Below are 21,734 nucleotides of genomic sequence, written 5' to 3'. Positions count from 1 at the left end.
CTGTTAACCGGTTATACAGATCAACGAACGGACCCGTTATGTCGACTCGACCGCTACTCGCGTTCTCTGCCATTTATCTCGTTTGGGGGTCGACCTATCTTGCCGTTGCGATCGGCTTGCGCTCGTTCCCACCGATGATTCTGATGGGAACACGCTGCGTGATTGGCGGTTTGATCCTGCTCGGGTGGAGCCTGCTGCACAATCAGCGCCTCCCGTCCGCTCAGTTATTGATTCATGGCGTCGCATGCGGCCTGCTTTTCTTCGTCGGCTGCCACGGCGTTCTGGCGATTGCGCAGCAGCATGTGCCGTCAGGAATTGCCGCCGTCATTCTGGCGACCATTCCGTTCTGGATTGCCATGCTGCGCTTTTTGCTTCCGGGAGAGCGTCGTCCTGTGCCGGCCACTATTTGTGCACTGGGTGTAGGTTTTGCCGGCGTCGCTGTCATCGCGTGGGCAGCACCCTCGTCGGGCCCGCACGGAATGGAGTTGCCCTGGCTTGCCGCGTTGCTCGGCGCAAGCCTTTCGTGGGCACTAGGAACGGTCCTGACTCAGCGACATAAGGGCAAGACTCCCGCGCTTACGCTTGCGGGGGTCGAACTGTTAGCGGGTGGCGCAACGCTCGCTGCGTTGTGCGCAATAACGGGAGAACTACGCGGCTTCCGGGTCCAGGCAGTCTCAGCAGACTCGCTTTTTGCGCTTGGCTACCTGATTCTCGCAGGTACCGTCCTGTCATTCGCCGCGTATGTCTGGTTGCTCGACCGCGTCGATCCGACACTGGTCGCAACATACACGTTCGTCAATCCAGTGATTGCCGTGATGCTGGGGTGGGCTTTTCTCGAGGAACGCCCCACAGCTGGGATGCTAGTGGGCGCACCGTTGATTGTGGGAGCCGTCGCTACCGCCTGGCTAATCGATCGGAAACAGCAAGTGGTAGGCGGCGGCAACGCCAGGCGTCACTGACCCGACGCATGTGCTCTGAGAAACGCCACATAGCCATTCTGTGTCTTGAGGATCTTCTCGGCGCACTCGTCGTAGTCGGAACCTTTGGCGTTGTCCGGCCCATACATGCCGCGGCACTGCGCAAAGAGAGTCAAGGTCGCGCCCGAGCCTGTTGCCGCGCGGGTCGCCGAAAAGGCAACCTTGCCCGAACCACTCGGCACGTCGGTGTCGATTGCGACCGCATCCGCGCGCGTCACGGCCGTATCGGAATGCTGCTCGATATAGCGTTTCGTCAGCGCCCAAGCCGCGCCGCAGTTCGCCGGGTCGCAGTTGACCGCCGCATTACGTTGGGCGGCGGCAAGATTCGTTTCGTTGTGGAGGAACTTCTGCTCTTGCTGCTCCTGCTTTTCGGCAGACGAGCAACCAGTCAGTACAAGCGCAACGAGCGCAAAGGCAGCGATCTTTTTCACGAGTAACTTTCCCCTAGCCATGTTCGAGCGCGATTATAGCTGCGCGCCAGAAGTGCTCGCAGATTCGCCCGAACGACTTGCGTGAATATCGCCGCTTCTCACTTCCCACTTCTCACTTCTCAAAGGCAACCGCGGCGTGGTGTGATTAGTTTGGCCGTTGCGGCGATTCGCGTTTTGTCGTTTTCATCATTCAGCGAATGGCCGCTTCCGAGCAGCATGCTCCAGGAATCAGCGCTGCATCGACGCGCCGGCGCCGCCATCGAATAGCGCTGGCAATCCGTCAAGACCTTGCAGTTGCCAGTCGGGTGTCTGGCCCATTTCTTCGAAGACATTGCCGCTACGATTGATCCAGCATGTCGGAAAGCCGAAATAGCGAGCCCCCGTTGCATCCCACGCATTCGACGACACGAACAGAATCGATGTTCGAGCGAGCCCGAACGCCTACTCCGCAAGCAGGTAAGCGCGGTCATCCGGTTTGTACACGCGGACCGGGTCGACGCTCAGCAGATGGTCGAACTCGGCGCGAAGTCCCGAGTTCCCCACCACGGCGCCGATCGAATGAGGCGAACCGTTCGACAGTACGGCGAGCTTCAGTCCTCGCCGACGCAATTCGCGCAGCGTACCGGGCACTTCGGGGAACGGCTGCAGGCGCAGGTATGCATCGCAGAGCGTCCTGCAGGCTTCATCGCCCAGATCGAGCCGAAGGTGCCGGCAGGTGAAGCGCAATGCGTCTTCCGTCGCCTCCTCGAAAGTGACGTAGCGGTTCATCAGACTCCGCAGCCACGTGTATTCGAGTTGCTTCTGTCGCCAGAGCGTGCTGATTTCACGTCCGCGCCCCGGAAATTGTTGATCGCACCGCGCCACCACCGAGTGGACATCGAAAAGGGTGCCGTACAAATCGAATGCAATCGCCTTGATGTGATCCATATCACGCCTCCAAAACAGACCTCAGTACAACGCCGAATCGCTCACCACGTTACGTCACTCGCCTTGTTGCTCCTTGAGCCGCTTTCGGTGAGCGGCAACCTTCGCGCGGTTCCCGCAAATTGCCATGCTGCACCAGCGGCGCGCGTGGCCCCGCGTGTGATCCGCAAACATCAACGTGCAGCGCGGACCTTCACATGCCTTCACGTGCGTGAAGTCCTCGTCACACACCAGGTTCGCCAGCGCTTCGGCAATGGGCATCAGCAACGACTCCGGCGACTTCCAACGCCGATTCGTCCGGAGTTCAAAGGGCGACGCCTCGCCCGTCGCATCGGCGACGATTTCTCCATATCGGTCATCCCGCTCGAGCAGTTGATTCAGCGGCGCGAGCTCGCGCAAATCTCTCGCTATCAACGGCCGCCCCTTCCTTTTCTGCGCAAATCCCCTGAACCATTCGCGCAGCGCCCGAGCCTGCGCCGCAACGGCGTCGAGTTCGGCTGGCGTGGCCTGCGACCGCAGTGCAGTGAGCGCGGCGCGCGGGGCCATTCCGGCCTGCTCCAGCCAGGCAAGCAATCCGGCTCCATCGCTGATCCAGTCGACCTCTTCATCCACGGGTGTCGCGACCGAGTTCAGGAAATCGAGGCCCGGCGCGTCGGCAACGAATATCGCGGGAATCTGACGGTAGTCCATTTTCTTGTAATCAATCTGCAATGACGATGTCAGTATCGTAACCACTAAAAACGTACTTGACAAGTTACATATCAAGTTAGTAACCTTTAAAACAGCATTAAACAGGTTACACAAACGCGGCGAACCTGGCTGCATTTCGCAAGCGGCATTCACTATCTTCAAAGGAGCGGGACATGTCTTCTGGCAATGTGAGCGCAGTGCTGGTGCACGGCGCATGGGCGGACGGATCGAGCTGGAGCAAGGTGATCGAGGGTCTGAAGGAACACGGGATCGATGCGGTTGCGGCTCCGCTGCCGCTCACTTCGCTGAGTGAGGATGTGGCCGCGCTCGACCGGACGCTGGAGCGGATCGAAGGTCCGGTGGTGCTGGCCGGTCATGCGTATGCCGGCGCCGTGATCGGGTCGAGCCGGTCCGAAAAAATCGGGGCATTGGTCTACGTCGCCGCGCTGGCCCCGGATGAAGGAGAAACGGTCGGCGACGTGTTCTATCGCGGCGAAGCGCATCCGCTGGCGCCGAAACTCGCGCCGGATCGACACGGATTGATATGGCTGCCGCAAGAGGCGTTCGCTCAGGCGTTCGCGCAGCACGCGACGCCTCAGGAGTTGGCGGTGCTCGCTGCCGTGCAGCGTCCGATTTCCGTGTCGTGCATCGGCGAAGCGGTCGGGCGTCCGCTGTGGAAAGACCGTCCAAGCTGGTTCCTGATCGCCGAAGGCGACCGGATGATCAACTCGGACACCCAGCATTTCATGGCAGCGCGCATGAATGCATACGTGCGGTCCTATCAGGCCGACCACACGCCGATCGTGACGGCTCCCGACGCGGTGACGCATGTCATCGCCGAAGCGGTCCAGTCGATTTCCGCTCGCTAACGTTATCCGCGAGTTCTGTGCGACCTGCGATACCGAACATCGCACGGCGCCTTTCGTCACCCGTTTAACTCTGTTTCCCTCAGGAGAGAGACCATGACTTCAATTGCCTATCGTCACGCCGACGTCGACGGCTTCAAGGTGTTCTACCGTGAAGCCGGCCGCCCCGGCGCCCCAAAGCTGCTGCTCCTGCACGGCTTTCCGAGTTCGAGCCATATGTTTCGGGACCTGATTCCGGAGCTCGCCGACCGTTTCCATATCGTCGCGCCGGATCTGCCCGGCTTCGGTCAGTCCGACATGCCCAGTCGCGACGATTTTGCTTACACGTTCGACAACATCGCCAACGTCATCGAGCATTTCACCGAGGTGATCGGCTTCGACCGTTTTGCGGTCTACGTATTCGACTACGGCGCGCCGACCGGTTTCCGCCTTGCGATCCGACATCCCGAGCGGATCACCGCGATCATTTCGCAGAACGGCAACGCCTACGAAGAAGGATTGAGCGAAGGCTGGAATCCCATCCGCGCGTATTGGCAAGACGCTTCGCCGTCGAATCGGGACGCACTTCGCGCACTGCTCACGCACGAAACGACCGTCTGGCAGTACACGCACGGGGTGCTCGACACGGCGTCCGTGTCGCCTGATGGTTACTCGCTCGACGACTTCTATCTGAGCCGGCCAGGTGCGCACGAAGTACAACTCGACCTGTTCCGCGACTATCAAAGCAACGTCGCGCTGTACCCCGCGTTCCAGCAATACTTCCGCACGCATCAGCCGCCCTTGCTCGCCGTGTGGGGCAAAAACGATCCCTTCTTTCTGCCCGCCGGCGCCGACGCATTCCGGCGCGACATCCCGGGCGCCGTAGTGCGCTTCTTCGATACCGGCCACTTCGCGCTGGAGACGCACGCCACGGAAATCGCCGCGGCCATTTCGGACTTCCTCGACCACTGACCTATCCGAAGCACTGAACCGCGCTTCATTCAACTAATCAGGAGAAGCAACATGTCCAGCAAAGTCGCAATCGTGACGGGCGCAAGCCAGGGTATCGGCCGTTCCACCGCCATCAGACTGGCGCGAGATTTCGATTCGATCGTGCTCGTGGCGCGCAACCGCGCGAACCTCGAAGAGACCGCCGTCGAGGTGAAGAAGGCCGGTGCCGAAACGCTCGTTATCGACGCCGACCTCTCTGAGCCCGACGTCGCCCGCCAGGTCGTCGACCAGACGCTCGCGATCTTCGGACGGATCGACGCGCTGCTCAACATTGCAGGCGCAGTCCCGCAGATCGACGTGCTCGAGATGACCGACGAGCAATGGGAGCATGGTCTCGCGCTCAAGCTGCACGGCGCGCGACGCTTGACGATCGCGGCGTGGCCGGCGCTGAAGGAAAGCTCAGGATCGGTCGTGCTGATGTCCGGGAATTCGGCACTGTTTCCCAAGGCGCCCTATGCGGCCGTGGGCACGATCAACGCGGCGATCGTGGCGCTCGCGAAAGCGTTCTCGGATCGCGGCATCGCCGACGGCGTGCAGGTCAACAGCGTGCTGCCAGGGCCCGTGATGACCGGCCGGCGACGCTCATACCTGGAGCACTGGGCGCCGCTGCACAACATGTCCGTCGAAGAAGCGACGGCAAAGTTTCCCGTTGAAGCCGGTATTGCGCGTTACGGCACGCCGGAGGAAATTGCCGCGTTGATGGCGTTCGTCGTGTCGCCTGAGGCGCGCTGGATGACAGGATCGACCTTACGGATGGACGGTGGAGAAGTGAAGTCGATTTGAGTCGCGGGCCGTGATGCTCGCGTGTCGCGGTTTATCTTTCAAGCTGGGCGTAGAACATTGCGTGTGCCGATTCAGTGTCGAATATGTCGAGAGCGCTTTCGACTGTTTCGTCACGACTTCTCGCCCGCCCTTCGATGTCCGCTGACATGCGCGCCGGCATCGGGTGACAGCGAAAAGACATCTGCTATCGCGATCACGCTCAATACCGCCATCATCAGAAACGCGATGGTGAAATCGGCCGGCGCCAATGTTTGCGCATCGTGTCCGTGCCACCACGCCGCGATCCGTAACGCAATCGCGCCGGCTGCAACGCCCATGCCCATCGTCATCTGGCCCAGGGTGCTCGACAAGGTGGACGCGCCGCTCATCTGCTGCTTGGGCACATCCGCGAAGCCGAGCGTGTTGATCGCAGTGAATTGCAACGACCGCGCGACGCCGCTGACGAATAGCGCAAAGAGGATCCATCCATACGGTGTGGAGGCCGTTAGCAGACTCATGCTCGCCAGCGTCACCGCGGCGAACGCGCCGTTGTACAGAAGCACCGTGCGAAAGCCGAAGCGCCGCAAGATCTGCGTCGTGACGAGTTTCGTCGACAGATTGCCGGCGAATACCCCGAGCGTGAGCAAGCCCGACTGAAACGGATTCATGCCGAAGCCGACCTGAAACATCAACGGCAGCAGAAACGGCACCGAGCCGATCGCGATCCGGAACAGCGACCCGCCACCGATCGCCACCATAAACGTCTTGATCCGGAACGCCGACAGATCGACCATCGGATGCGCGCTGCGTCGCAGATGAAACCACGCCGCCGCGCAAGCCGCGAGACCGATTGCCAGAAACAGCAGCGCCGTGCGCCATGACGTGTCGGCGCGGCCGATCGCCTCCATCGCGTACATCACCGACGTGCCCGCCACGCCGGTCAACACGAAACCCAACATGTCGAACGGACGACGATCCGTGTCGCGTTCCGCGCTGATGAAGCGCCACGCCAGCGCCACGCCCACGAGTCCGAGCGGCACGTTCAGATAGAAGATCCAGCGCCACGACGAATACGTGGTGATGAACCCGCCCAGCGGCGGTCCGAGGACTGGCGCGACCAGCCCCGGCCACGTGATGATCGAGATCGCGCGCATCAGGCCTTCCTTCGGCGTGGCGCGCAGCACGGCGAGCCGTCCGACCGGCACCATCATCGCGCCGCCAATGCCTTGCACAATCCGCGCGCCGGTGAATTCGACGAGGTTGTCGGTCAGTCCGCACAGCACTGATGCGGCGGTGAAGATCGCAAGCGCAGCCGTGAACACCGTGCGCACACCGACCCTGTCGGCGATCCAGCCGCTGATCGGGATGAAGACCGCGAGCGTCAACAGATACGACGTGATGCCAATGCTCAGTTCGACCGGCGTGATGTGAAACGAATGCGCCATCTGCGGTAGCGCGGTTGCGATGATCGAGCCGTCGAGGTTTTCCATGAACAACGCGGCCGCGACCAGCGATGTGATCAGAGAGGAAGCGCCGGGGCGTGTGGTGGCGGATGACGAAACCGACATCGACTGACACTCCTGAATTGCGGGTGAGGCTGGGGGGAAGGCTCGTTGACTCTAGTCTTCGTACTCGGAGTACTTGCGTGAGTCGCCGCGTACTTTGTCGGCGGGATATTTTTCCCGATTGAGCGCCATCTTTTCCACCACAGCCTGAAAGAGGTCGACATCCATCTTGTCTGCAAGGCGAACGAGGTACACCAGAACGTCGGCCATCTCATGCCGGATAGCTGTCTGCTTCGCTTCGTCGAGTTCGCTTTTGTCACCCGAAACAAGCCACTGAAAAGGCTCCAGTAGCTCGCTTGCCTCGACACTCAACGCTGTCGCCAGATTCTTCGGCGTGTGGAATTGGTCCCAGTCACGCTCGTCGACAAACTTGCGGATGAGTTCGCGCAGTTCCAATAGGTCGTTTCGCAACTCCGTCTTTTTCACGTTGCTCCCGTGCTGTATGCGTGGATCGATCGCCGAGTCCGATAGCATACTTGCAGGAGCCCGTCTCTGCCAGGTTGACGGGGTTGCTTGCGACAGGTGGTGAGCGCAGGGAATCTCACTCACTTATCCCACGTTGAGTCAGGCGAAGCAGTTAAGGCGCAGCGTCGAAACGCTCCGAATCCTCGCACGCCTGCGATACTGTGTCCTTCGCCATCCCGTCCGCCGCAGCCAATTGCAGACTGACCGCCCGCAGCGCCGCGCCGAAGCCGTTAGGCGCGCGCGAATCAAGACGGGCGCTGGTCACCACTCGCGTTGCGGCGCTCCATGCGACGGATGCCTTTGCGGCAATCAGCGCTTCGACGAATGCCACGTCCTCATTGGATGCGAATGGTCTGAATCCGCCAGCCGCCACGTACGCCGCCGCGGACACGCCCAAATTCGCGCCGTGAACATGGCGGTGCCCGTCGCGGTCCCGATAAGTCGTGGTGAAGTCCCTGCGGACCGCGGCACCGTGTCCGGCCCAGTTCTCGATACTGATGACTCCACACACCACGTCGGTTCGACAGTTAAGCTGCTGCACGAGCCAGTCTTCCGCAACCGTTGTGTCAGCGTCGCTGAAAGCCAACCACCGGGCGCCCTGCGCCAGCGCTGCCTGTGCACCCATCGCGCGCGCCGCGCCGACGTTGCGCCTCTCCACCGATAAGATCTGCGCGCCCAGCGACGCGGCGATCAGCCCCGTGCCGTCAGTGCAACTGTCCATCACCACAAAAATACGGACTTCCTCGCCCTCGAGATTGGAATGACGGGACGCGCGAATAATCGACCGGATGCACTGACCGATTAGATAAGCCTCGTTATGGGCTGGAATGACGACGGCAAGCATGGTTTCTCCATTTCTCTTCTTGGACCGTCTTTTCCAGGGGACCGTCACGGGTTACACGTCGGATGGGCATCACTTCGTAAAGACCGCTCAGCACGCGCTGTGCCCGTTCGCCGGTACGTTGCGTTTCGCCGCGCCAGTCCCGTCGAACGGTTCCTGCAGGAGCTTCGTAACTATCGACACTGACCCATCGCGTCGACAAAACAGCGCGAAGTGGATTCCTCTTTCCAGCGACATGTGCCCAGCGAAATTCATCCCGCTGACACCTACAAAGAGTTCCCTTGCATCGCAAATTGGCAACTGACCGAGTTGAAGGAATGCCGGGAACAGCCGTTGCGCGGTTCAGATGCATGAACACAAGCCATCTTGAGTTCATTCCTTTTAATCCTTCATGTCACAGGCTAACTATGAAACTCCTCACTACCCAGAGCGGACTACCTCGCGTTTCGTGGGGTTCTGTGATCGCAGGCGTCATCCTCTCGCTGATCGCCTACCTCATCCTGAGTGTGCTCGGCACGGCAATCGGCACGTCCGCGCTCTCGCCCCTTTCCCGTCCCAATCCTCTGCAAGGATTCGGCTTTGGTTCAGGCGTCTACCTGATCGTGATGACCGTCATCGCCGTCTTCATCGGTTCCTATTTCGCAGGACGCTGTGCCCCCGTACTCGGTTGGCTTCACGGCCTGCTCGCGTGGGCGGTGATGATTCTCATGGTTGTCTACGGAGCAACGTCGCTGCTCGGAAGCGCGGTGAGCGCCGCCGGAAGCGTCGCGGCGACCGGCGCAACGGTCGGTGCGGCAGCCGGTCCGTCAGGAACCGCCGGCACGATGGCGGGCGCCTTGACACAACGCGTTCAAGGCGCGGTTGCCTCCGCGACCGCTGAAGCCTCGAGTCCGCAAGCCGAAGCCGATGCACGTCAGGCAGCAGACACCGCAGCACGCGGCGTAGCACGCGCCTCGTGGTTTTCGTTTGCGGCACTCGTTGTCGGCGCAATCATCTCCATCGTCTCGGGGCACGCCGGATTTCGTCATCAGCCGCCGTTCGAAGAAGCCGGCGGTGCGTCGACCGATGACGACGCTCTGCTGCGCCGCAACTCGACCCGTGCAATGCCAGGCCGCCCGGTTGCCTGATTGATCCCGTCGAGCCTCCTGACCGCGACGCGCATCGAAGCGACAACTTGCCGGATGCGCGCCGCGTTCTCCTCGGAAATGCCCGTTGAGCCGCCTCGCCCGACGCATGCAGGCCAGACCACCGGCGCTGGAATGACGGTTGCTGACTGGCTCAATGCCGGCATGTGCCTGCCCCATCACCCTCACTCTCACCGAGCCTTTCTCCTATGCACGCTGCTACTCTGAACTACTCTCCCCTCTTTCGCCGCGACACCGATCTTCCCGGCGCCTTCGACTGGATGGCCTGCGCCGTAGCCGGCCTGGAGAAACTTGTCGAATTGAATGTGCAAACCGTAAAGACATCTCTCCGCGAACAGGAGGTGTTAGCCGGAGCGGCAATTTCTTCACGATCATTGAATGAAGTGATCGAACTTCAGTCGCAGCAACTGCCTGCCGCGCTTAAAAAGACGTTTGCGTACTGGCGCCACGTTCAGGAGATCGCCGTAGAAACTGGAGGAGGACTCGCTTCTGTTATGCAAGCGAGTTTCCAAAGTCTTGTGACGACGCTGCAAGCGCCAGTCGACATCGCGACATCGGCCGCTAGTGAGCAGGGCCGTGCATCGCGGCTGCTTTCGACGTATCCGGCGAGAACCACGGCCGGCACGCCAGTTGCGATCGTAGACAGTTCCGGAAGAAAGATTTCTGACAACGAGTCAGGCGGCAGCTTCCACTAGGACGTGCTTTTTTGCAGGCATCGGTCGATGCATGGCCGATGCGCAGGCACCGAGGGGTCAAGCATGCGTGCCGCCAGAGATACTTGCTGCGCGAATAGCAAGCCACCGTATGCGTGCACTCGCCCGTGAGCGTTGGCACTCACTTACTCTGGGGTTCGCAATTGAGCCAGTAACCGCTCTATAGGTTGGCAGCACCATTCGGGGTAGAAGAGTCCCTACCTCGCGCGCGGAAGGCTCGCCCGAACGCGTTCATCTCGTCCCGTCCGGCCTTCGCCGATGGTGCGCCGCGCCCGTCTCACTCCATCGTCACGCTAATTTTCATCTTGTCAGCCCCTGGCGTGCCCGATACGGCGATCGTCACACCGCTCCATTTGCCATCGGGCAAATGGAGCGCGGGCTTGGTTGCCTTGCCGATCGAGCGTTTGGTGCCGTTCGGATACAGGTCCGTCGAGTCACCGCGATTGCCCTGTCCGAAAATCTTCGCGAGATCGCGCCGGTTGTCGGCCTGCATCAGCTCGATCGCGAGATGCTCTTCGTCGTTGACGTTGTCGATCCGCTCGTCCACCACGTAGATCGCCACGCCCTCATCCGGCGAAAACGCGTCCTGTCCGCGTCGCCGCCGGTACTCGACGATGATGTACTGCTCCTCGACCATCCGCGCAGCGTTGTTGATATAGACGATACTGCCGCCCTCAGCCGCGGGTTCGAGGTCAATGTTCTTCGTCGTCTTCGTGACGAGCCTCGGTTCGATCCAGCTATGAAACATGCGCAGCATGCCGTTCGGAAGCACGGGCGTCAGCCCGTTGTTGCCCCACGAGCCCGCCGCCATCAGACAGTAGTTGCCGAGCCCATTCGACTGCATCTGCTGAACGCGGCCCGTATCGTAGTAGTCGGCCCAGCGCGCGGCGAGATGTCCCCATTCGTGCGCACATACGCCCATGTTGCAGTCTTCAGGCACCGTCAGATAGGTTTGCACAGTAAGGTTGGGGCCAACCTTCACGCCGTCTGGAATAACCCATTTGTGGCTCCATACATCGTCGCGCGACAAGGTCTGTTCCGCTCCGCCGCCCGCATGGATGATGAAGAGCGCCGTGACCAGATGCTCGCCGAGCATGTCGTACGGAGAGAAATCGACGCCGGCCTGCTGCGCCGCCAGCACGGCATTGCGCGCGATGCCCTGGGCGTTGCGCGGAAACGTGCCGTCCATGCCCGAACTGCCGTCCGTGTAAAAGCTCAACGGCTGAGGCAGGCGAAACCAGCCGAACACCTTGCCCTGCACGTCGATGCCCTTTCCCGCCGCGCCGTCGAAGTTGCTGACCGTGCGGTAGTAATCACGCATGCTGCCAGTGGGAAAGACATGGTCGGCGCTGAACAGCATCTGCTCGAAGAACGCAGGGCTGCGGTTGACGTCATGGGGGCGATCGGGAAAATCGACCAGCAATACCAGCGTCTGAATGACACCCTTGAGCAGTCGCGGAGGACGTTCGATCAGTTGCTTGCTGGTGCTCGATGAATGCTGGAGCGCGCCGTCGTCGAGGCCCACGAAATTCTCGCCGCGCCTGCTGCTGCGCCAGACCGAATAGTACTGATCGAACGTCATGCTCTTGGGCAGCCTGCGCTTTTCCTTGAGCTCCATGAAACGCGCATAGAGCTGGGCGATTGCATCCGGCGACAGCGGCACGCGACAAAACGCGTGGGTGCAAACATGATTGCGGATAGGCTTTACAGAGCGGCGCATGGCAATCACCTCCGTTCATCAGGGTCGAAGACAGGCTCTCAGGGATTCACGTCCCCGAAGCGTTCCTGCATTTCGGTGTCGATCTTCTTGACCGAATGCAGCTTCCCCGGATTGCTCTCTAGCCGGTCTGGTCAGTCGTCGGCGCACCAGTTTTCTTTTTGCTTTCACACGGCTTTCATACGCCTAGCGCGCCTGATTGAATGTTGACTGCCGCACGTTGCAGCGAAATTGATCTCCTGTCTGGCGGGCCGGAAAACCCTCATTACAAATTGTCAGGTCAATTTCTATGCTGTGTTGAGAGAATTCCATCTCGATCGAGTGGGCCATCGAGTCCCGTGTCCGTCCGCGCAACTTCGATTGCGCCGGACAGGTATTGCCCGTTCGAAACACAAAGAACGAATCATTCTTCCGGATCATCGAAATGATCGTGTCTCTTGTGAATCACGTCGCCGATAACGCCACGACGTTGCGCGTATGGGCGGGTGTTCTCGCGGCTACCAATGGCACCGCGTCGGCGCTGGCCTGGACACTCGGCGGCAAACCGGTTGTGCCTTCGACAGTACGCCCGCTGCAGTGCTGGAAGGTTCAGGGAAAGCTCCCTTTCTGCTCTACGGTTGTCGAATTCAGTGGCCTTGCGCCGGCTTCCGAGCATGAAGTCGGATTGAGCGTCGACGCCGTCGCACCCGTCGTGCGCTCATTTCGCACCCTGCCTCAAGCGATCCCGCAGGAATTCGGCGAGCGATTCAATCTGCTGCTCCTGTCATGTTTTCACGGCGCCCAGGACCGGCATGGCGAAGCGGGCAGATGGATCTCTTCCTATAAGCCGCGTCCAGACCTCGTGCTGTTCGCGGGCGATCAGGTTTATCTGGACCTGCCCACGGAACTCAACTTTTCGAATGACCAGGCCTGGCTTGAAGCGAAGTTTCAGGAAGACTACGTGAGCAACTGGTATGCGCCTGGTGCGTCGCCAGCGAACGGAAGCGGCATTCCAGAAGGGTTTCCACAATTGCTATCGCTGGCGCCCGTCGCGTCGATTCCCGACGATCACGAGTACTGGAACAACGCGCCCTTCAAGAGTCCGCTGATTCAGAACAGTTGGACGGAAGCGGGCAGGGACCGCTGGCGCACCGCAGCCGAAATCGGCTTCAGCATGTTTCAGCAAGGCTACCCGGGCCCGATGGGGCAGCCACGCGTGATCGACATAGAGCCTCTCACGATCCTGCTGCTGGATACGCGCAGTCAGCGCGAAAGAGGCGTCGGCAATGCGCCGGATCACGAGACGATGCTCGACCCGCCAGGGGCGCTGCTTGGCAACGCGGGCCGCAACGCACTCGCTGCATGGGTGAACACGCTCGTTGCCTCCGCGAACACACCCAACCCCCGCTACGGTTTTCTATTGACGGGACAATCGCTCTTTGCCGATCCGGCGAGCGCGTTCGATGGTCATGTTGCCGACTACGAACTGGCGAACTACGAAGCCGATTATCGCTTCATGGTGGAACAGATAGAACGCGTCTCGACGGCGGGCTTGCCGCTGACCTGCCTGACCGGCGATGTTCACTGGGGCAGGATACTGCGCGCCGATACGTTGAATCGTGGCCCTGTCTATGAAGTCATTTCATCGCCCACGTCGCTGGTCAAGTCGATCGGGATCGACGAATTCAAGACAATCAAGTCGGCGATTACCGGCTGGTTCGGGCCACGCGACCCTTGGCCCACGCACCCTAACCCCGGCGACCCGCCGTCGAGATTCGGCAGCCTGGGCGACTATCAGTCGCTCCTGCTGCCGACGACGCTCAACCCTCGCCCCTCTTCATCGATGAGAGGCAATCTTGCGTTGATGCTCTGCATTCAGCGTGTGGGCGGCTCTCTCGATGTTCAGGTCGATTACGTGCCTCTTCATCGAGATCAGGAAGTGAATGCGAAAACGCGTTGGAGCGCGCATTTCAAACTGACGGCTGCTCACTGAAACGCTCAAAGGGAGTCCACCATCATGTCAGTCATCGCACGCCGGTCAAGAGCGGCAGCACGCAATAAGAATCTACTCGCGCTGACACGGCAGAAGAAGGAGAGCAACGTCGTGTGGATCAATCGGGCGCTCAAGAGCGTCCCGTTGAAAGGCATCAAGGAGCACAGTTTCGTTCTGTTGATCGGCGGCGCCGATCCGTTGTCGTTTCGCTTGAGACTCGCGCAGGCGCACGTGCGCAGTGACATGTCGCCGAGTTCGTGGTCGCAGGCGATGTTCGTTGGCGTGAAAAGCAAAGCCGCGACGAAGGACACGGAAGTGACCAGCGTGTCGCTTTCGCCCGACGCATGGTATCCGCCAGACGGATTTGCGCCCATCTGCAATGCGATCCAGACAAGCACACTCGCACATATCGATTCGCCCGAACAGTATCCGAACCTGGCGCTCATCGTGTGGCCCGTCGCGGGCGAAGCGATTCAAGCGAGTCTTACGCAACTGCGCCGTGAGCGCATGTCGATTGATCTGTCGAGCCTGCTGCTGCGTTGGATAGGCTATGCGTGGGGTTGCGGTGTGCCGTCGAATCCACTGGGCGAAGGCTTCGGCATGCCTTCGGCTGCGATGCTGGAGACGGCGTATGCGGCCAACGGATTCGATCTCACGCCCGGACTCGAGAGCCGGTCCAGCTGCCCCGAGGCGATCTGGCAGTCGGCAAGCTGGTGGCACGAGTACTACAACAAGGACGTCGAGAACCCGCAATACATCTACGGCGCATTCACCCGCGAGCACTATCTCGTCGACGCATCGTATTTTCCGAGCGGCGGGTGATGCCTTCTTGCGCTTACGCCGCTCTCACTAGCCGTGTCTACCAAACACGATTGACCTGCTAGCTGCTAGCCGCTCGCGTACGCGGCAAGAAAGCAGGTCCACAGGCTCTCGAACTGAACGAACGACCTGCGTTCTCCCCCAAATCGGTCCGCGTGCCCGCCCTCCCCGCTTTTCACCAGTCTGTTACACACCCCCGCCGGCCCTGCGCAGCGTCAAGCTAATTCAACGCTAACTGTGCGCGCTCAAGATGGCGTCATCGAATCAGGGGACGTGAACATCATGAAACTCTTAAGAACCACTCGTATCGCCTTGCCCGCATGCTTGATCGCCGTCGCGCTTACCGGCTGCGCCGTCATGCCGCCGACTGGCCCGTCAGTCGTCGCATTGCCGCCAAGTGGCAAGCCGATTAGCGTGTTCCAGCAGGAAGACTATGCATGCCGGGACTACGCATTCCGCTCTGACAATGCCGCCGGGCAAACACACGGTGCAATACCATCCGGCGTCGGCAGCAGTGCGATCGGAACCGTGGGCGGAGCGGCCGCCGGCGCGCTGCTCGGCGCCGCGGCAGGCGACGCCGGCGTCGGCGCAGCGATCGGTGCGGGCGCGGGCCTGCTGCTCGGCAGTGCTGTAGGTGCAAACGGCGCGCAAGCCACTTCGGCCAATCTGCAGGCGCGATACAACGCCGCCTACGCGCAATGCATGGCCTCGAAAGGCAACACTATTTCCCAGCCGGCCGTCTATACCACGAGCCCCGTCTACGCTCCGCCTCCGGTTGCGTACGCCCCGCCTCCTGTCGTTTACGGCTATCCGCAACGCTTCGGCTACTGGTCTTATTGATTGCTTCAGCTAATTTTCCGCTCACTCCACCGAGTGATGATGCGGTCATGGATCACGAACAGCTCAAGTCTGCTGTCGTGTCTGACTTAACCGCTACATGAGGGCGCTCAACATGTTTTCGAAAATCCTCGTCGCAATCAGTGCAAGTTCGGCCGATACCGTCCTGGCGTCGGCCATTGAAACCGCACGCAAGTACCACGCACAAATTGTCGTGCTGCATGTGGTCGACCCGACGCCCTCTTATCTGGGAGCCGCTGACGACAATTTCGGCTTGATCGTCGAGGCAATGAGCGCGCACGGACGCAAAGTCGTCGCGCATGTCAGGAATGTACTGGACGATCAAGCGCCTGAAGCGGAAGTCCGTATGGTTATGCTGCCGATGTGCGGCATGACGGTCGGCCGCGCGATCGCCGCTGTTGCCGAGGAGACGGGTGCTGACCTGATTCTTCTCGGCAAACGAAGCACGTCCCGGTGGCGCTGGTTGAGTGAAGACGTTGCATCGGAGGTAGTGCGCCGCTCCGGCAGGCCAGTCCAGATCGCGGCCGATGCAATCGCATTGAGTTCGGCGCGTCATGCCGGCGCACGTTGGGCTGATGTATTTACCGCCCGACGCCGACCGGCTAAGACGCGCGTACGGGCTAGCGTTTGACAACCGTTTTTTGGAGGTTTCGCCGCGACGGCGCGCGTTAGTGGCCTACGTGAATCGAGCGAATGTGGCGAGCGAGCTGTCGCTTCGACGAATGCGGCTGGTCGTTCTTCGAGCGTCATCAAATGGCGACCGACGACGGCCATCGCCGAAATCGGCCGATCGAGTTTCGACGGTGCTTGCACACGCTCCTCCGAGCGCATTCAGACGTCAGTCAAAAAATTCGGATGCCTCGTGCGGATCTCATCGACCTGGTTCAGCGTACCCGAGAGATGCGTGCGCAGCGCCGCCTGCGCGGCCTCGGCATCGCCCCTTTCGATGGCATCGACGATCTCGGTGTGATCGCGCACCACCGCCATCGTCTTGCCCTCCACCGGCAGGTGCAGGCGACGCAGCCGGTCGATGTGGCCGCTCAGTCTGCGCACCAGATCCCAGAGTTGCGGCACGCCCGCCGCCTCGTACATCTGGCGATGAAAGGCCTGGTCGAGCAGCGAGAACTGCTCGATGTTCTTCAGGTCGCGCACTTCCATCTGCCCGGCAATCGTGGCGCGCAACTGAGCGATCAGTGCGGCGTCGCGCTGCTCCGCAAGCGTGCGCACGATTTCCAGTTCGATCGAGCGGCGCAGGAAGTGCGCCTGCAACGCGGAAGTCACATTGATCTGGCTGACCACTGTGGCGTGCTGCGGAAAAATGTCGACGAGGCCTTCCTCACCGAGCTTCATCAGCGCGTCGCGCACGGGCGTCTGACTCAGACCGTACTGAGTCGCCAGATCGGCGCGAGAGAGCACCGTGCCGGGCTCCAGTTCGAGGGACAGGATCATTTCGCGCAGGCGTTCGAATACTTGCGGCGCGGCATGGCGGGACCGGTCGAGCCGGGTCGCCCTCCTCGGGGAAACGTTGATTTTCATGGCAGGACCAGAAGCGTGGGCGCGGGTGGGCACTGCTGTTTCCACCCGCTGAAATATTAATACTATAGCCGACGCCCACGCGCTCCCGGCAGGCGTGCAGCCGTTTTCAGCAGGCTGGGGGGGTGTGGGTTTTCCCCACTGACGCACTAATACATTAGTGCTTTACCATGCGCCCATCCCCTTCAAACCCTCCCATTTCCGGACGCCGCCATGACTCGCGACATCACCGTCACTCAGGTGCGAATTACGCCGATCGCCTTCCGCGACGGCCCTCTGCTCAACGCTGCCGGCATCCACGAACCGTGGGCATTGCGCGCCATCGTCGAGTTGGAGACGAGCGATGGCCGCGTCGGCATCTCGGAGACATATGGTGACGAGCCGATGCTGCGCGTGCTCGAGCAGGCCAAGGCGCTGGTGATCGGCCTGTCGCCGTTCGACCTGAACCGGATGGAAGAACGCGTGCGTGCGGCGATCAAGCCGAGCTCGGGCGCGGTCGAATTCGAACTCGCCCCCGGCTCGCACTCGGCCAAGAACGCGCCGAAAGTCATCAGCACGCTCGAAGTCGCGATGCTCGACTTGCAGGGGCAAATCGTCGGCGCGCCGATCGTCGATCTGCTCGGTGGCAAGGTTCGCGACGCAGTGCCCTACAGCGCCTACCTCTTCTTCAAGTACGCGGAGCACGTCGACAAGCCCTATGCGCCCGATGCCTGGGGCGAAGGCCTTAGCGCGGAGCAGATCGTCGCGCAGGCGCGTCGCATGATCGACCTGTACGGCTTCCAGAGCATCAAGCTCAAGGGTGGCGTGTTCGAGCCGGCGCACGAGATCGCGTGCATGCGTGCGCTGCATCAGGCTTTCCCCGGCGTGCCGCTGCGCCTCGATCCGAACGCCAACTGGACGCTCGAAACGAGCATCGCGGCCGCGCCCGAACTCGACGAACTGCTCGAGTACTACGAAGACCCCTGTCCGGGGCTCGCAGGCATGGCCGAGTTGGCGAAGCACACGCGCCTGCCGCTCGCGACCAACATGGTGATCACGACCATGGAAGATTTCCGCCGTGGCGCCGAGATGGGTTCGGTGAAGGTGTTGCTGTCGGATCATCACTACTGGGGTGGTCTGCGTGCGACCCAGACGCTCGCGCGCATGTGCAAGCTGTGGGATCTGGGCATGTCGATGCACTCCAACTCGCACCTCGGCATCAGCCTGATGGCGATGACGCACGTCGCGGCGAGCATCCCCAACCTGACCTACGCGTGCGACACCCATTACCCGTGGCAGGAAGAAGAAGTCACCAAGGGTGGCCGCGTGAGCTTCGACAACGGCGCGCTACGCGTGCCCACCACACCAGGCCTCGGCGTCGAACTCGACCACGACCGACTGGCCGAACTGCATGCCCAGTATCTGTCGTGCGGCGTGCGGAATCGCGACGACCTGAAGCAGATGCAGAAGTACGACCCGAGTTTCAGCGGTAAGAATCCGCGCTTCTGACCCGACCAGATGTGCCGCGCGCGATGTGCATTGCCACTCGCAACTATGTTGCATGAGATCTGAGTAAGTGCTGAAGCGCCGACTCTGGTCCAAAACGGAGACAAGCCGATGAGCAGACCCACCCCGGCCGCAGCCGGCCCGGACCGAGCGGACGCGCTGGCAAGCGCCGTGCGCAAGATCAAGTGGCATGTGCTGCCGCTCTTCGTCGTGATGTTCGTCGTCAACTACATCGACCGGGTGAACATCGGCTTCGTCCGCCAGCATCTGAGCGCCGATCTGGGCATCGGTGCCGCGGCCTATGGACTCGGCGCAGGGCTCTTCTTCGTCAGCTACGCCGTCTTCGAAGTGCCGTCGAACATGCTGCTGCAGCGCTTCGGCGCGAAGGCGTGGCTCACGCGCATCATGTTTACGTGGGGTCTGGCCGCCGTCGGCATGGCGTTCGTCCGAGGCGAGACGTCGTTCTATGCGATGCGGTTGCTGCTCGGCGCGGCCGAGGCGGGCTTCTTTCCGGGCGTCATCTTCTATTTCACTCAATGGCTGCCGCGCGACGAGCGAGGCAAGGCGATGGCGATCTTTCTCAGCGGCTCGGCGCTCGCCTCGATACTCTCCGGGCCAATCTCCGGCGCGCTGATGCTGATCAGCGGCTGGGGCCTGCACGGCTGGCAGTGGATGTTCGTGATCGAAGGCATGGCCTCGGTGGTGCTGGCCGGCTTCATCTGGTTCTGGCTCGACTCGAAGCCGCGCGACGCCAGATGGCTGAGCCGCGCCGAACAGGACGCGGTCGTCGCCGAGATAGAGGAAGAGCAGCGCGAGCGCGATGCGGCGCATGCGGTCAAGCCGTCCGTCTTGACTCTGCTACGCGACCCGCAGATCGTGATCTTCTGCGTGATCTATTTCTCGGTTTCGCTGACGATCTACGGTGCAACGTTCTGGCTGCCCAGCATCATTCGCAAGATGGGCCATTTCAACGATTTCCAGGTCGGGCTATTCAATTCGATCCCGTGGCTGATCTCGATCGTGGCGATGTACTTCTTCGCGATGCTCGCGGCGCGTTTCAAGTTTCAGCAGGCATGGGTTGCGTGTGTGCTGTTGATCGCCGCGCTCGGCATGTATGCCGCCGGCCAGGGCAGTCCGATGTTCTCGTTCGTCGCGATCTGCTTTGCGGCGATTGGTTTTAAAGCCGCGTCGGCGTTGTTCTGGCCAATTCCGCAGGGCTACCTGGATGCGCGGATTTCCGCGGCGGTGCTGGCGTTGATCAATTCGATCGGCAATCTCGGCGGTTTCGTTGCGCCGGCGGCTTTCGGCTTGCTCGAGCAGAAAACCGGATCAATCGAAGGAGGGCTCACGGGGCTGGCCTTGATGTCGGTGGTGGCAGCCGGGGTCGTCTTCTTTTCCCGAATGAAGCCTCGCGAGGGGCGGTCCGCCCTCGCACTGTAGGCGGTGCGCGAACCAGTTTGCCTGATTACAAACTTCCCGGAGACACGATGAAAATTTTAGAAGTCCGTTCCGTCGCCGATCAAACGGCCGTCGGACGATACAGATGGACCATCTGCGCGCTCATCTTTTTTGCAACGACGATCAACTACATGGATCGCCAGATGCTTGGGCTGCTCGCGCCGCTGCTGCAAAAAGACATAGGCTGGAATCAGGTCCAGTACGCGCAGACTGTGATGGTGTTCACGGTCGCCTATGCAGTGGGTCTCGCGACGTTTGGTCGAATCGCGGATCGGATCAGCACCAAAGTGGTCTACGGCAGTGCCATGGCGATGTGGAGCCTGGCCGCGATGCTGCACGCGATGGCGGCGACCGTCCCCGGCTTCGCGGCCGTGCGCGGATTGCTGGGGTTCGGCGAGGCGGCCAATTTCCCTGTCGCCATCCGCACCACAGCCGTATGGTTTCCGAAGAAAGAGCGGGCGTTGGCCACGGGCCTGTGGAACATGGGCGCAACCGTCGGCGGGATCGTTGCGCCCGCATTCGTGCCGATCGCCGCTGTCATGTGGGGCTGGCGTGCGACGTTCATTGTGGGAGGGGCGGCCGGTTTCGTGTGGTTGGCAGTGTGGCTGCTCGTGTACCGTCCTCCGGCGGAGCATTCGTCGGTATCAAAGCGCGAGCTGGATTACATCAATTCGGATCGGGACGAAAGCGTTGAGCAACCCGTAGGCTGGCTTTCGGTGCTGAAGTACCGCGAAACGTGGGCGTTCATTTTCGGCAAACTGCTGACCGATCCGGTGTGGTGGTTTTACTTGTTCTGGCTGCCCAAATGGCTCAATGAGTCGAGGCACATCGACATCGGCGATCTTGGACTGCCGTTGATTGTCATCTACACGATGGCATCCGTCGGCAGTGTGGCTGGAGGTTGGCTGTCGTCCCGGCTGATGCAGCGTTCCCACAAACCTAACGTCGCACGCAAGATCGCGATGGGTGTCTGCGCGCTGTGCGTCCTCCCGATTGCCACGCTTTCGCTCTTTCAAAGCCTCTGGTACGCAGTCTTCGCCGTCGGACTTGCCGCAGCGGCTCACCAGGGGTGGTCGGCAAATCTTGTCACGACCGTCGGCGACGTGTTTCCGCGCCGCATGGTTGGCACGGTGGTCGGTATCGGCGGCGTGGCAGGGATGATCGGCTCGTTCTTCTACTCGGGAATCATCGGCGAGACGTTGCAGCGCACCGGTCAGTATTGGGTGCTCTTCGCTGTCGGTGCATCGGCTTATCTGGTCGCGCTCGGCATCATTCATCTGCTGATGCCACGCATGACGCCTGTGAATCTGGAGCAATAGACTGCACTCTGCTGAGGGTCTTCGGCAACCCCGAAACTGGCAGGCCATTGATGCAACGCGCGCCAACTGCTGCGCTGGATCTTCCACTTGAGGCGCTCGTCTAGGAGGATGCCAATGGCCGTACATGGTTGGCATTCAACTCCATCGCATATCTCCGTCGTCGTCACTGTCTTCCGCATGATTTGATGAGGCCCGTCAGTGGCG

Annotated in this window: 20 protein-coding genes and 1 pseudogene; 13 read left to right on the top strand and 8 right to left on the bottom strand. The window is 61.1% G+C overall.

Features of this window, described 5'->3' with window-relative positions; genetic code table 11:
- The first annotated feature begins 38 nt into the window (after positions 1 to 38).
- On the top strand, positions 39 to 959 hold the full coding sequence (locus P0D96_RS43660) for an EamA family transporter (protein ID WP_408320208.1): 921 nt from the start codon (positions 39 to 41) through the stop codon (positions 957 to 959).
- Here the strand turns inward: P0D96_RS43660 and P0D96_RS43655 are convergent.
- The 3 genes and pseudogenes from P0D96_RS43655 to P0D96_RS43645 all read right to left on the bottom strand — a co-directional run bounded on the left by P0D96_RS43655 (position 953) and on the right by P0D96_RS43645 (position 3,022).
- Positions 953 to 1,408 (bottom strand): META domain-containing protein, encoded by a 456-nt coding sequence (locus P0D96_RS43655; RefSeq protein ID WP_408320206.1) that lies wholly within the window; start codon positions 1,406 to 1,408, stop codon positions 953 to 955. The two genes, P0D96_RS43660 and P0D96_RS43655, sit on opposite strands and share 7 nt — an antisense overlap.
- 228 nt (positions 1,409 to 1,636) lie before the next feature.
- Positions 1,637 to 2,335, bottom strand: a pseudogene (locus tag P0D96_RS43650) (haloacid dehalogenase type II).
- A 54-nt stretch (positions 2,336 to 2,389) separates the two neighbouring features.
- On the bottom strand, positions 2,390 to 3,022 hold the full coding sequence (locus tag P0D96_RS43645) for a CGNR zinc finger domain-containing protein (RefSeq protein WP_408286380.1): 633 nt from the start codon (positions 3,020 to 3,022) through the stop codon (positions 2,390 to 2,392).
- A gap of 173 nt (positions 3,023 to 3,195) precedes the next feature.
- On the opposite strand from P0D96_RS43645, the gene P0D96_RS43640 reads away from it, so the two are divergent.
- The 3 genes from P0D96_RS43640 to P0D96_RS43630 all read left to right on the top strand — a co-directional run bounded on the left by P0D96_RS43640 (position 3,196) and on the right by P0D96_RS43630 (position 5,661).
- Positions 3,196 to 3,891 (top strand): alpha/beta hydrolase, encoded by a 696-nt coding sequence (locus tag P0D96_RS43640; protein ID WP_408320204.1) that lies wholly within the window; start codon positions 3,196 to 3,198, stop codon positions 3,889 to 3,891.
- 93 nt (positions 3,892 to 3,984) lie between these two features.
- Positions 3,985 to 4,839, top strand: a complete 855-nt coding sequence (locus P0D96_RS43635) for an alpha/beta fold hydrolase (protein ID WP_408320202.1) — start codon at positions 3,985 to 3,987, stop codon at positions 4,837 to 4,839.
- A gap of 51 nt (positions 4,840 to 4,890) precedes the next feature.
- Positions 4,891 to 5,661 (top strand): SDR family oxidoreductase, encoded by a 771-nt coding sequence (locus tag P0D96_RS43630; protein ID WP_408177349.1) that lies wholly within the window; start codon positions 4,891 to 4,893, stop codon positions 5,659 to 5,661.
- 110 nt (positions 5,662 to 5,771) lie between these two features.
- Here the strand turns inward: P0D96_RS43630 and P0D96_RS43625 are convergent, their stop codons facing one another.
- The 3 genes from P0D96_RS43625 to P0D96_RS43615 form a co-directional block, all read right to left on the bottom strand.
- On the bottom strand, positions 5,772 to 7,208 hold the full coding sequence (locus P0D96_RS43625) for an MFS transporter (RefSeq protein ID WP_132379022.1): 1,437 nt from the start codon (positions 7,206 to 7,208) through the stop codon (positions 5,772 to 5,774).
- A gap of 51 nt (positions 7,209 to 7,259) precedes the next feature.
- Entirely contained in the window at positions 7,260 to 7,631 is a 372-nt protein-coding gene (locus P0D96_RS43620; RefSeq protein ID WP_408320200.1) for a nucleotide pyrophosphohydrolase, read from the bottom strand.
- Positions 7,632 to 7,782: 151 nt separating this feature from the next.
- On the bottom strand, positions 7,783 to 8,514 hold the full coding sequence (locus tag P0D96_RS43615; protein WP_408320198.1) for a glycosyltransferase family 2 protein: 732 nt from the start codon (positions 8,512 to 8,514) through the stop codon (positions 7,783 to 7,785).
- Between the two features lie 404 nt (positions 8,515 to 8,918).
- On the opposite strand from P0D96_RS43615, the gene P0D96_RS43610 reads away from it, so the two are divergent.
- Both P0D96_RS43610 and P0D96_RS43605 read left to right on the top strand, forming a co-directional pair.
- Positions 8,919 to 9,638, top strand: a complete 720-nt coding sequence (locus tag P0D96_RS43610; protein WP_408320196.1) for a YrzE family protein — start codon at positions 8,919 to 8,921, stop codon at positions 9,636 to 9,638.
- Between the two features lie 206 nt (positions 9,639 to 9,844).
- Positions 9,845 to 10,351, top strand: a complete 507-nt coding sequence (locus P0D96_RS43605) for a phasin family protein (RefSeq protein WP_408320194.1) — start codon at positions 9,845 to 9,847, stop codon at positions 10,349 to 10,351.
- A gap of 295 nt (positions 10,352 to 10,646) precedes the next feature.
- Here P0D96_RS43605 and P0D96_RS43600 read toward each other — a convergent pair whose 3' ends face one another.
- Positions 10,647 to 12,089, bottom strand: a complete 1,443-nt coding sequence (locus P0D96_RS43600; protein WP_408177354.1) for a M6 family metalloprotease domain-containing protein — start codon at positions 12,087 to 12,089, stop codon at positions 10,647 to 10,649.
- Between the two features lie 421 nt (positions 12,090 to 12,510).
- On the opposite strand from P0D96_RS43600, the gene P0D96_RS43595 reads away from it, so the two are divergent.
- The 4 genes from P0D96_RS43595 to P0D96_RS43580 all read left to right on the top strand — a co-directional run bounded on the left by P0D96_RS43595 (position 12,511) and on the right by P0D96_RS43580 (position 16,366).
- Positions 12,511 to 14,058 carry a metallophosphoesterase family protein gene (locus P0D96_RS43595; protein ID WP_408286326.1) on the top strand — a complete coding sequence of 516 codons (1,548 nt, stop codon included), beginning with the start codon at positions 12,511 to 12,513 and terminating at the stop codon, positions 14,056 to 14,058.
- A 24-nt stretch (positions 14,059 to 14,082) separates the two neighbouring features.
- A complete protein-coding gene (locus tag P0D96_RS43590) occupies positions 14,083 to 14,880 on the top strand; it encodes a hypothetical protein (RefSeq protein WP_408177356.1) in 798 nt (265 codons plus the stop codon).
- Between the two features lie 279 nt (positions 14,881 to 15,159).
- Positions 15,160 to 15,717 carry a glycine zipper domain-containing protein gene (locus P0D96_RS43585; RefSeq protein ID WP_408320192.1) on the top strand — a complete coding sequence of 186 codons (558 nt, stop codon included), beginning with the start codon at positions 15,160 to 15,162 and terminating at the stop codon, positions 15,715 to 15,717.
- A gap of 112 nt (positions 15,718 to 15,829) precedes the next feature.
- Positions 15,830 to 16,366 (top strand): universal stress protein, encoded by a 537-nt coding sequence (locus tag P0D96_RS43580; RefSeq protein WP_408320190.1) that lies wholly within the window; start codon positions 15,830 to 15,832, stop codon positions 16,364 to 16,366.
- 200 nt (positions 16,367 to 16,566) lie between these two features.
- On the opposite strand, the gene P0D96_RS43575 is transcribed toward P0D96_RS43580, so the two are convergent.
- Positions 16,567 to 17,271, bottom strand: coding sequence for a GntR family transcriptional regulator (locus P0D96_RS43575; protein WP_408320221.1), 705 nt, complete (start codon positions 17,269 to 17,271; stop codon positions 16,567 to 16,569).
- 210 nt (positions 17,272 to 17,481) lie between these two features.
- Here P0D96_RS43575 and P0D96_RS43570 point away from each other — a divergent pair, with 210 nt between their 5' ends.
- The 3 genes from P0D96_RS43570 to P0D96_RS43560 all read left to right on the top strand — a co-directional run bounded on the left by P0D96_RS43570 (position 17,482) and on the right by P0D96_RS43560 (position 21,530).
- Positions 17,482 to 18,756 carry a glucarate dehydratase family protein gene (locus P0D96_RS43570; RefSeq protein ID WP_408320188.1) on the top strand — a complete coding sequence of 425 codons (1,275 nt, stop codon included), beginning with the start codon at positions 17,482 to 17,484 and terminating at the stop codon, positions 18,754 to 18,756.
- Positions 18,757 to 18,864: 108 nt separating this feature from the next.
- Positions 18,865 to 20,193: an MFS transporter gene (locus P0D96_RS43565; RefSeq protein ID WP_408320186.1), complete on the top strand. Its 1,329-nt coding sequence runs from the start codon at positions 18,865 to 18,867 to the stop codon at positions 20,191 to 20,193.
- A gap of 47 nt (positions 20,194 to 20,240) precedes the next feature.
- A complete protein-coding gene (locus tag P0D96_RS43560; RefSeq protein WP_408320184.1) occupies positions 20,241 to 21,530 on the top strand; it encodes an MFS transporter in 1,290 nt (429 codons plus the stop codon).
- Positions 21,531 to 21,734: the final 204 nt, after the last annotated feature.

This window comes from Paraburkholderia sp. RL17-347-BIC-D (assembly GCF_046027915.1).
In the GTDB taxonomy this organism is placed as follows: Bacteria; Pseudomonadota; Gammaproteobacteria; order Burkholderiales; family Burkholderiaceae; genus Paraburkholderia.
Note: the sequence above shows the minus strand (reverse complement) of the source record. Positions and strands in the feature narration are given on the sequence as shown.

Coding starts and splice junctions, on each gene's coding strand:
- P0D96_RS43660 (WP_408320208.1), top strand. CDS start 39: ATGTCGACTCGACCGCTACTCGCGTTCTCTGCCATTTATCTCGTTTGG.
- P0D96_RS43645 (WP_408286380.1), bottom strand. CDS start 3,022: ATGGACTACCGTCAGATTCCCGCGATATTCGTTGCCGACGCGCCGGGC.
- P0D96_RS43640 (WP_408320204.1), top strand. CDS start 3,196: ATGTCTTCTGGCAATGTGAGCGCAGTGCTGGTGCACGGCGCATGGGCG.
- P0D96_RS43635 (WP_408320202.1), top strand. CDS start 3,985: ATGACTTCAATTGCCTATCGTCACGCCGACGTCGACGGCTTCAAGGTG.
- P0D96_RS43630 (WP_408177349.1), top strand. CDS start 4,891: ATGTCCAGCAAAGTCGCAATCGTGACGGGCGCAAGCCAGGGTATCGGC.
- P0D96_RS43625 (WP_132379022.1), bottom strand. CDS start 7,208: ATGTCGGTTTCGTCATCCGCCACCACACGCCCCGGCGCTTCCTCTCTG.
- P0D96_RS43615 (WP_408320198.1), bottom strand. CDS start 8,514: ATGCTTGCCGTCGTCATTCCAGCCCATAACGAGGCTTATCTAATCGGT.
- P0D96_RS43610 (WP_408320196.1), top strand. CDS start 8,919: ATGAAACTCCTCACTACCCAGAGCGGACTACCTCGCGTTTCGTGGGGT.
- P0D96_RS43605 (WP_408320194.1), top strand. CDS start 9,845: ATGCACGCTGCTACTCTGAACTACTCTCCCCTCTTTCGCCGCGACACC.
- P0D96_RS43600 (WP_408177354.1), bottom strand. CDS start 12,089: ATGCGCCGCTCTGTAAAGCCTATCCGCAATCATGTTTGCACCCACGCG.
- P0D96_RS43595 (WP_408286326.1), top strand. CDS start 12,511: ATGATCGTGTCTCTTGTGAATCACGTCGCCGATAACGCCACGACGTTG.
- P0D96_RS43590 (WP_408177356.1), top strand. CDS start 14,083: ATGTCAGTCATCGCACGCCGGTCAAGAGCGGCAGCACGCAATAAGAAT.
- P0D96_RS43585 (WP_408320192.1), top strand. CDS start 15,160: ATGAAACTCTTAAGAACCACTCGTATCGCCTTGCCCGCATGCTTGATC.
- P0D96_RS43580 (WP_408320190.1), top strand. CDS start 15,830: ATGTTTTCGAAAATCCTCGTCGCAATCAGTGCAAGTTCGGCCGATACC.
- P0D96_RS43575 (WP_408320221.1), bottom strand. CDS start 17,271: ATGAAAATCAACGTTTCCCCGAGGAGGGCGACCCGGCTCGACCGGTCC.
- P0D96_RS43570 (WP_408320188.1), top strand. CDS start 17,482: ATGACTCGCGACATCACCGTCACTCAGGTGCGAATTACGCCGATCGCC.
- P0D96_RS43565 (WP_408320186.1), top strand. CDS start 18,865: ATGAGCAGACCCACCCCGGCCGCAGCCGGCCCGGACCGAGCGGACGCG.
- P0D96_RS43560 (WP_408320184.1), top strand. CDS start 20,241: ATGAAAATTTTAGAAGTCCGTTCCGTCGCCGATCAAACGGCCGTCGGA.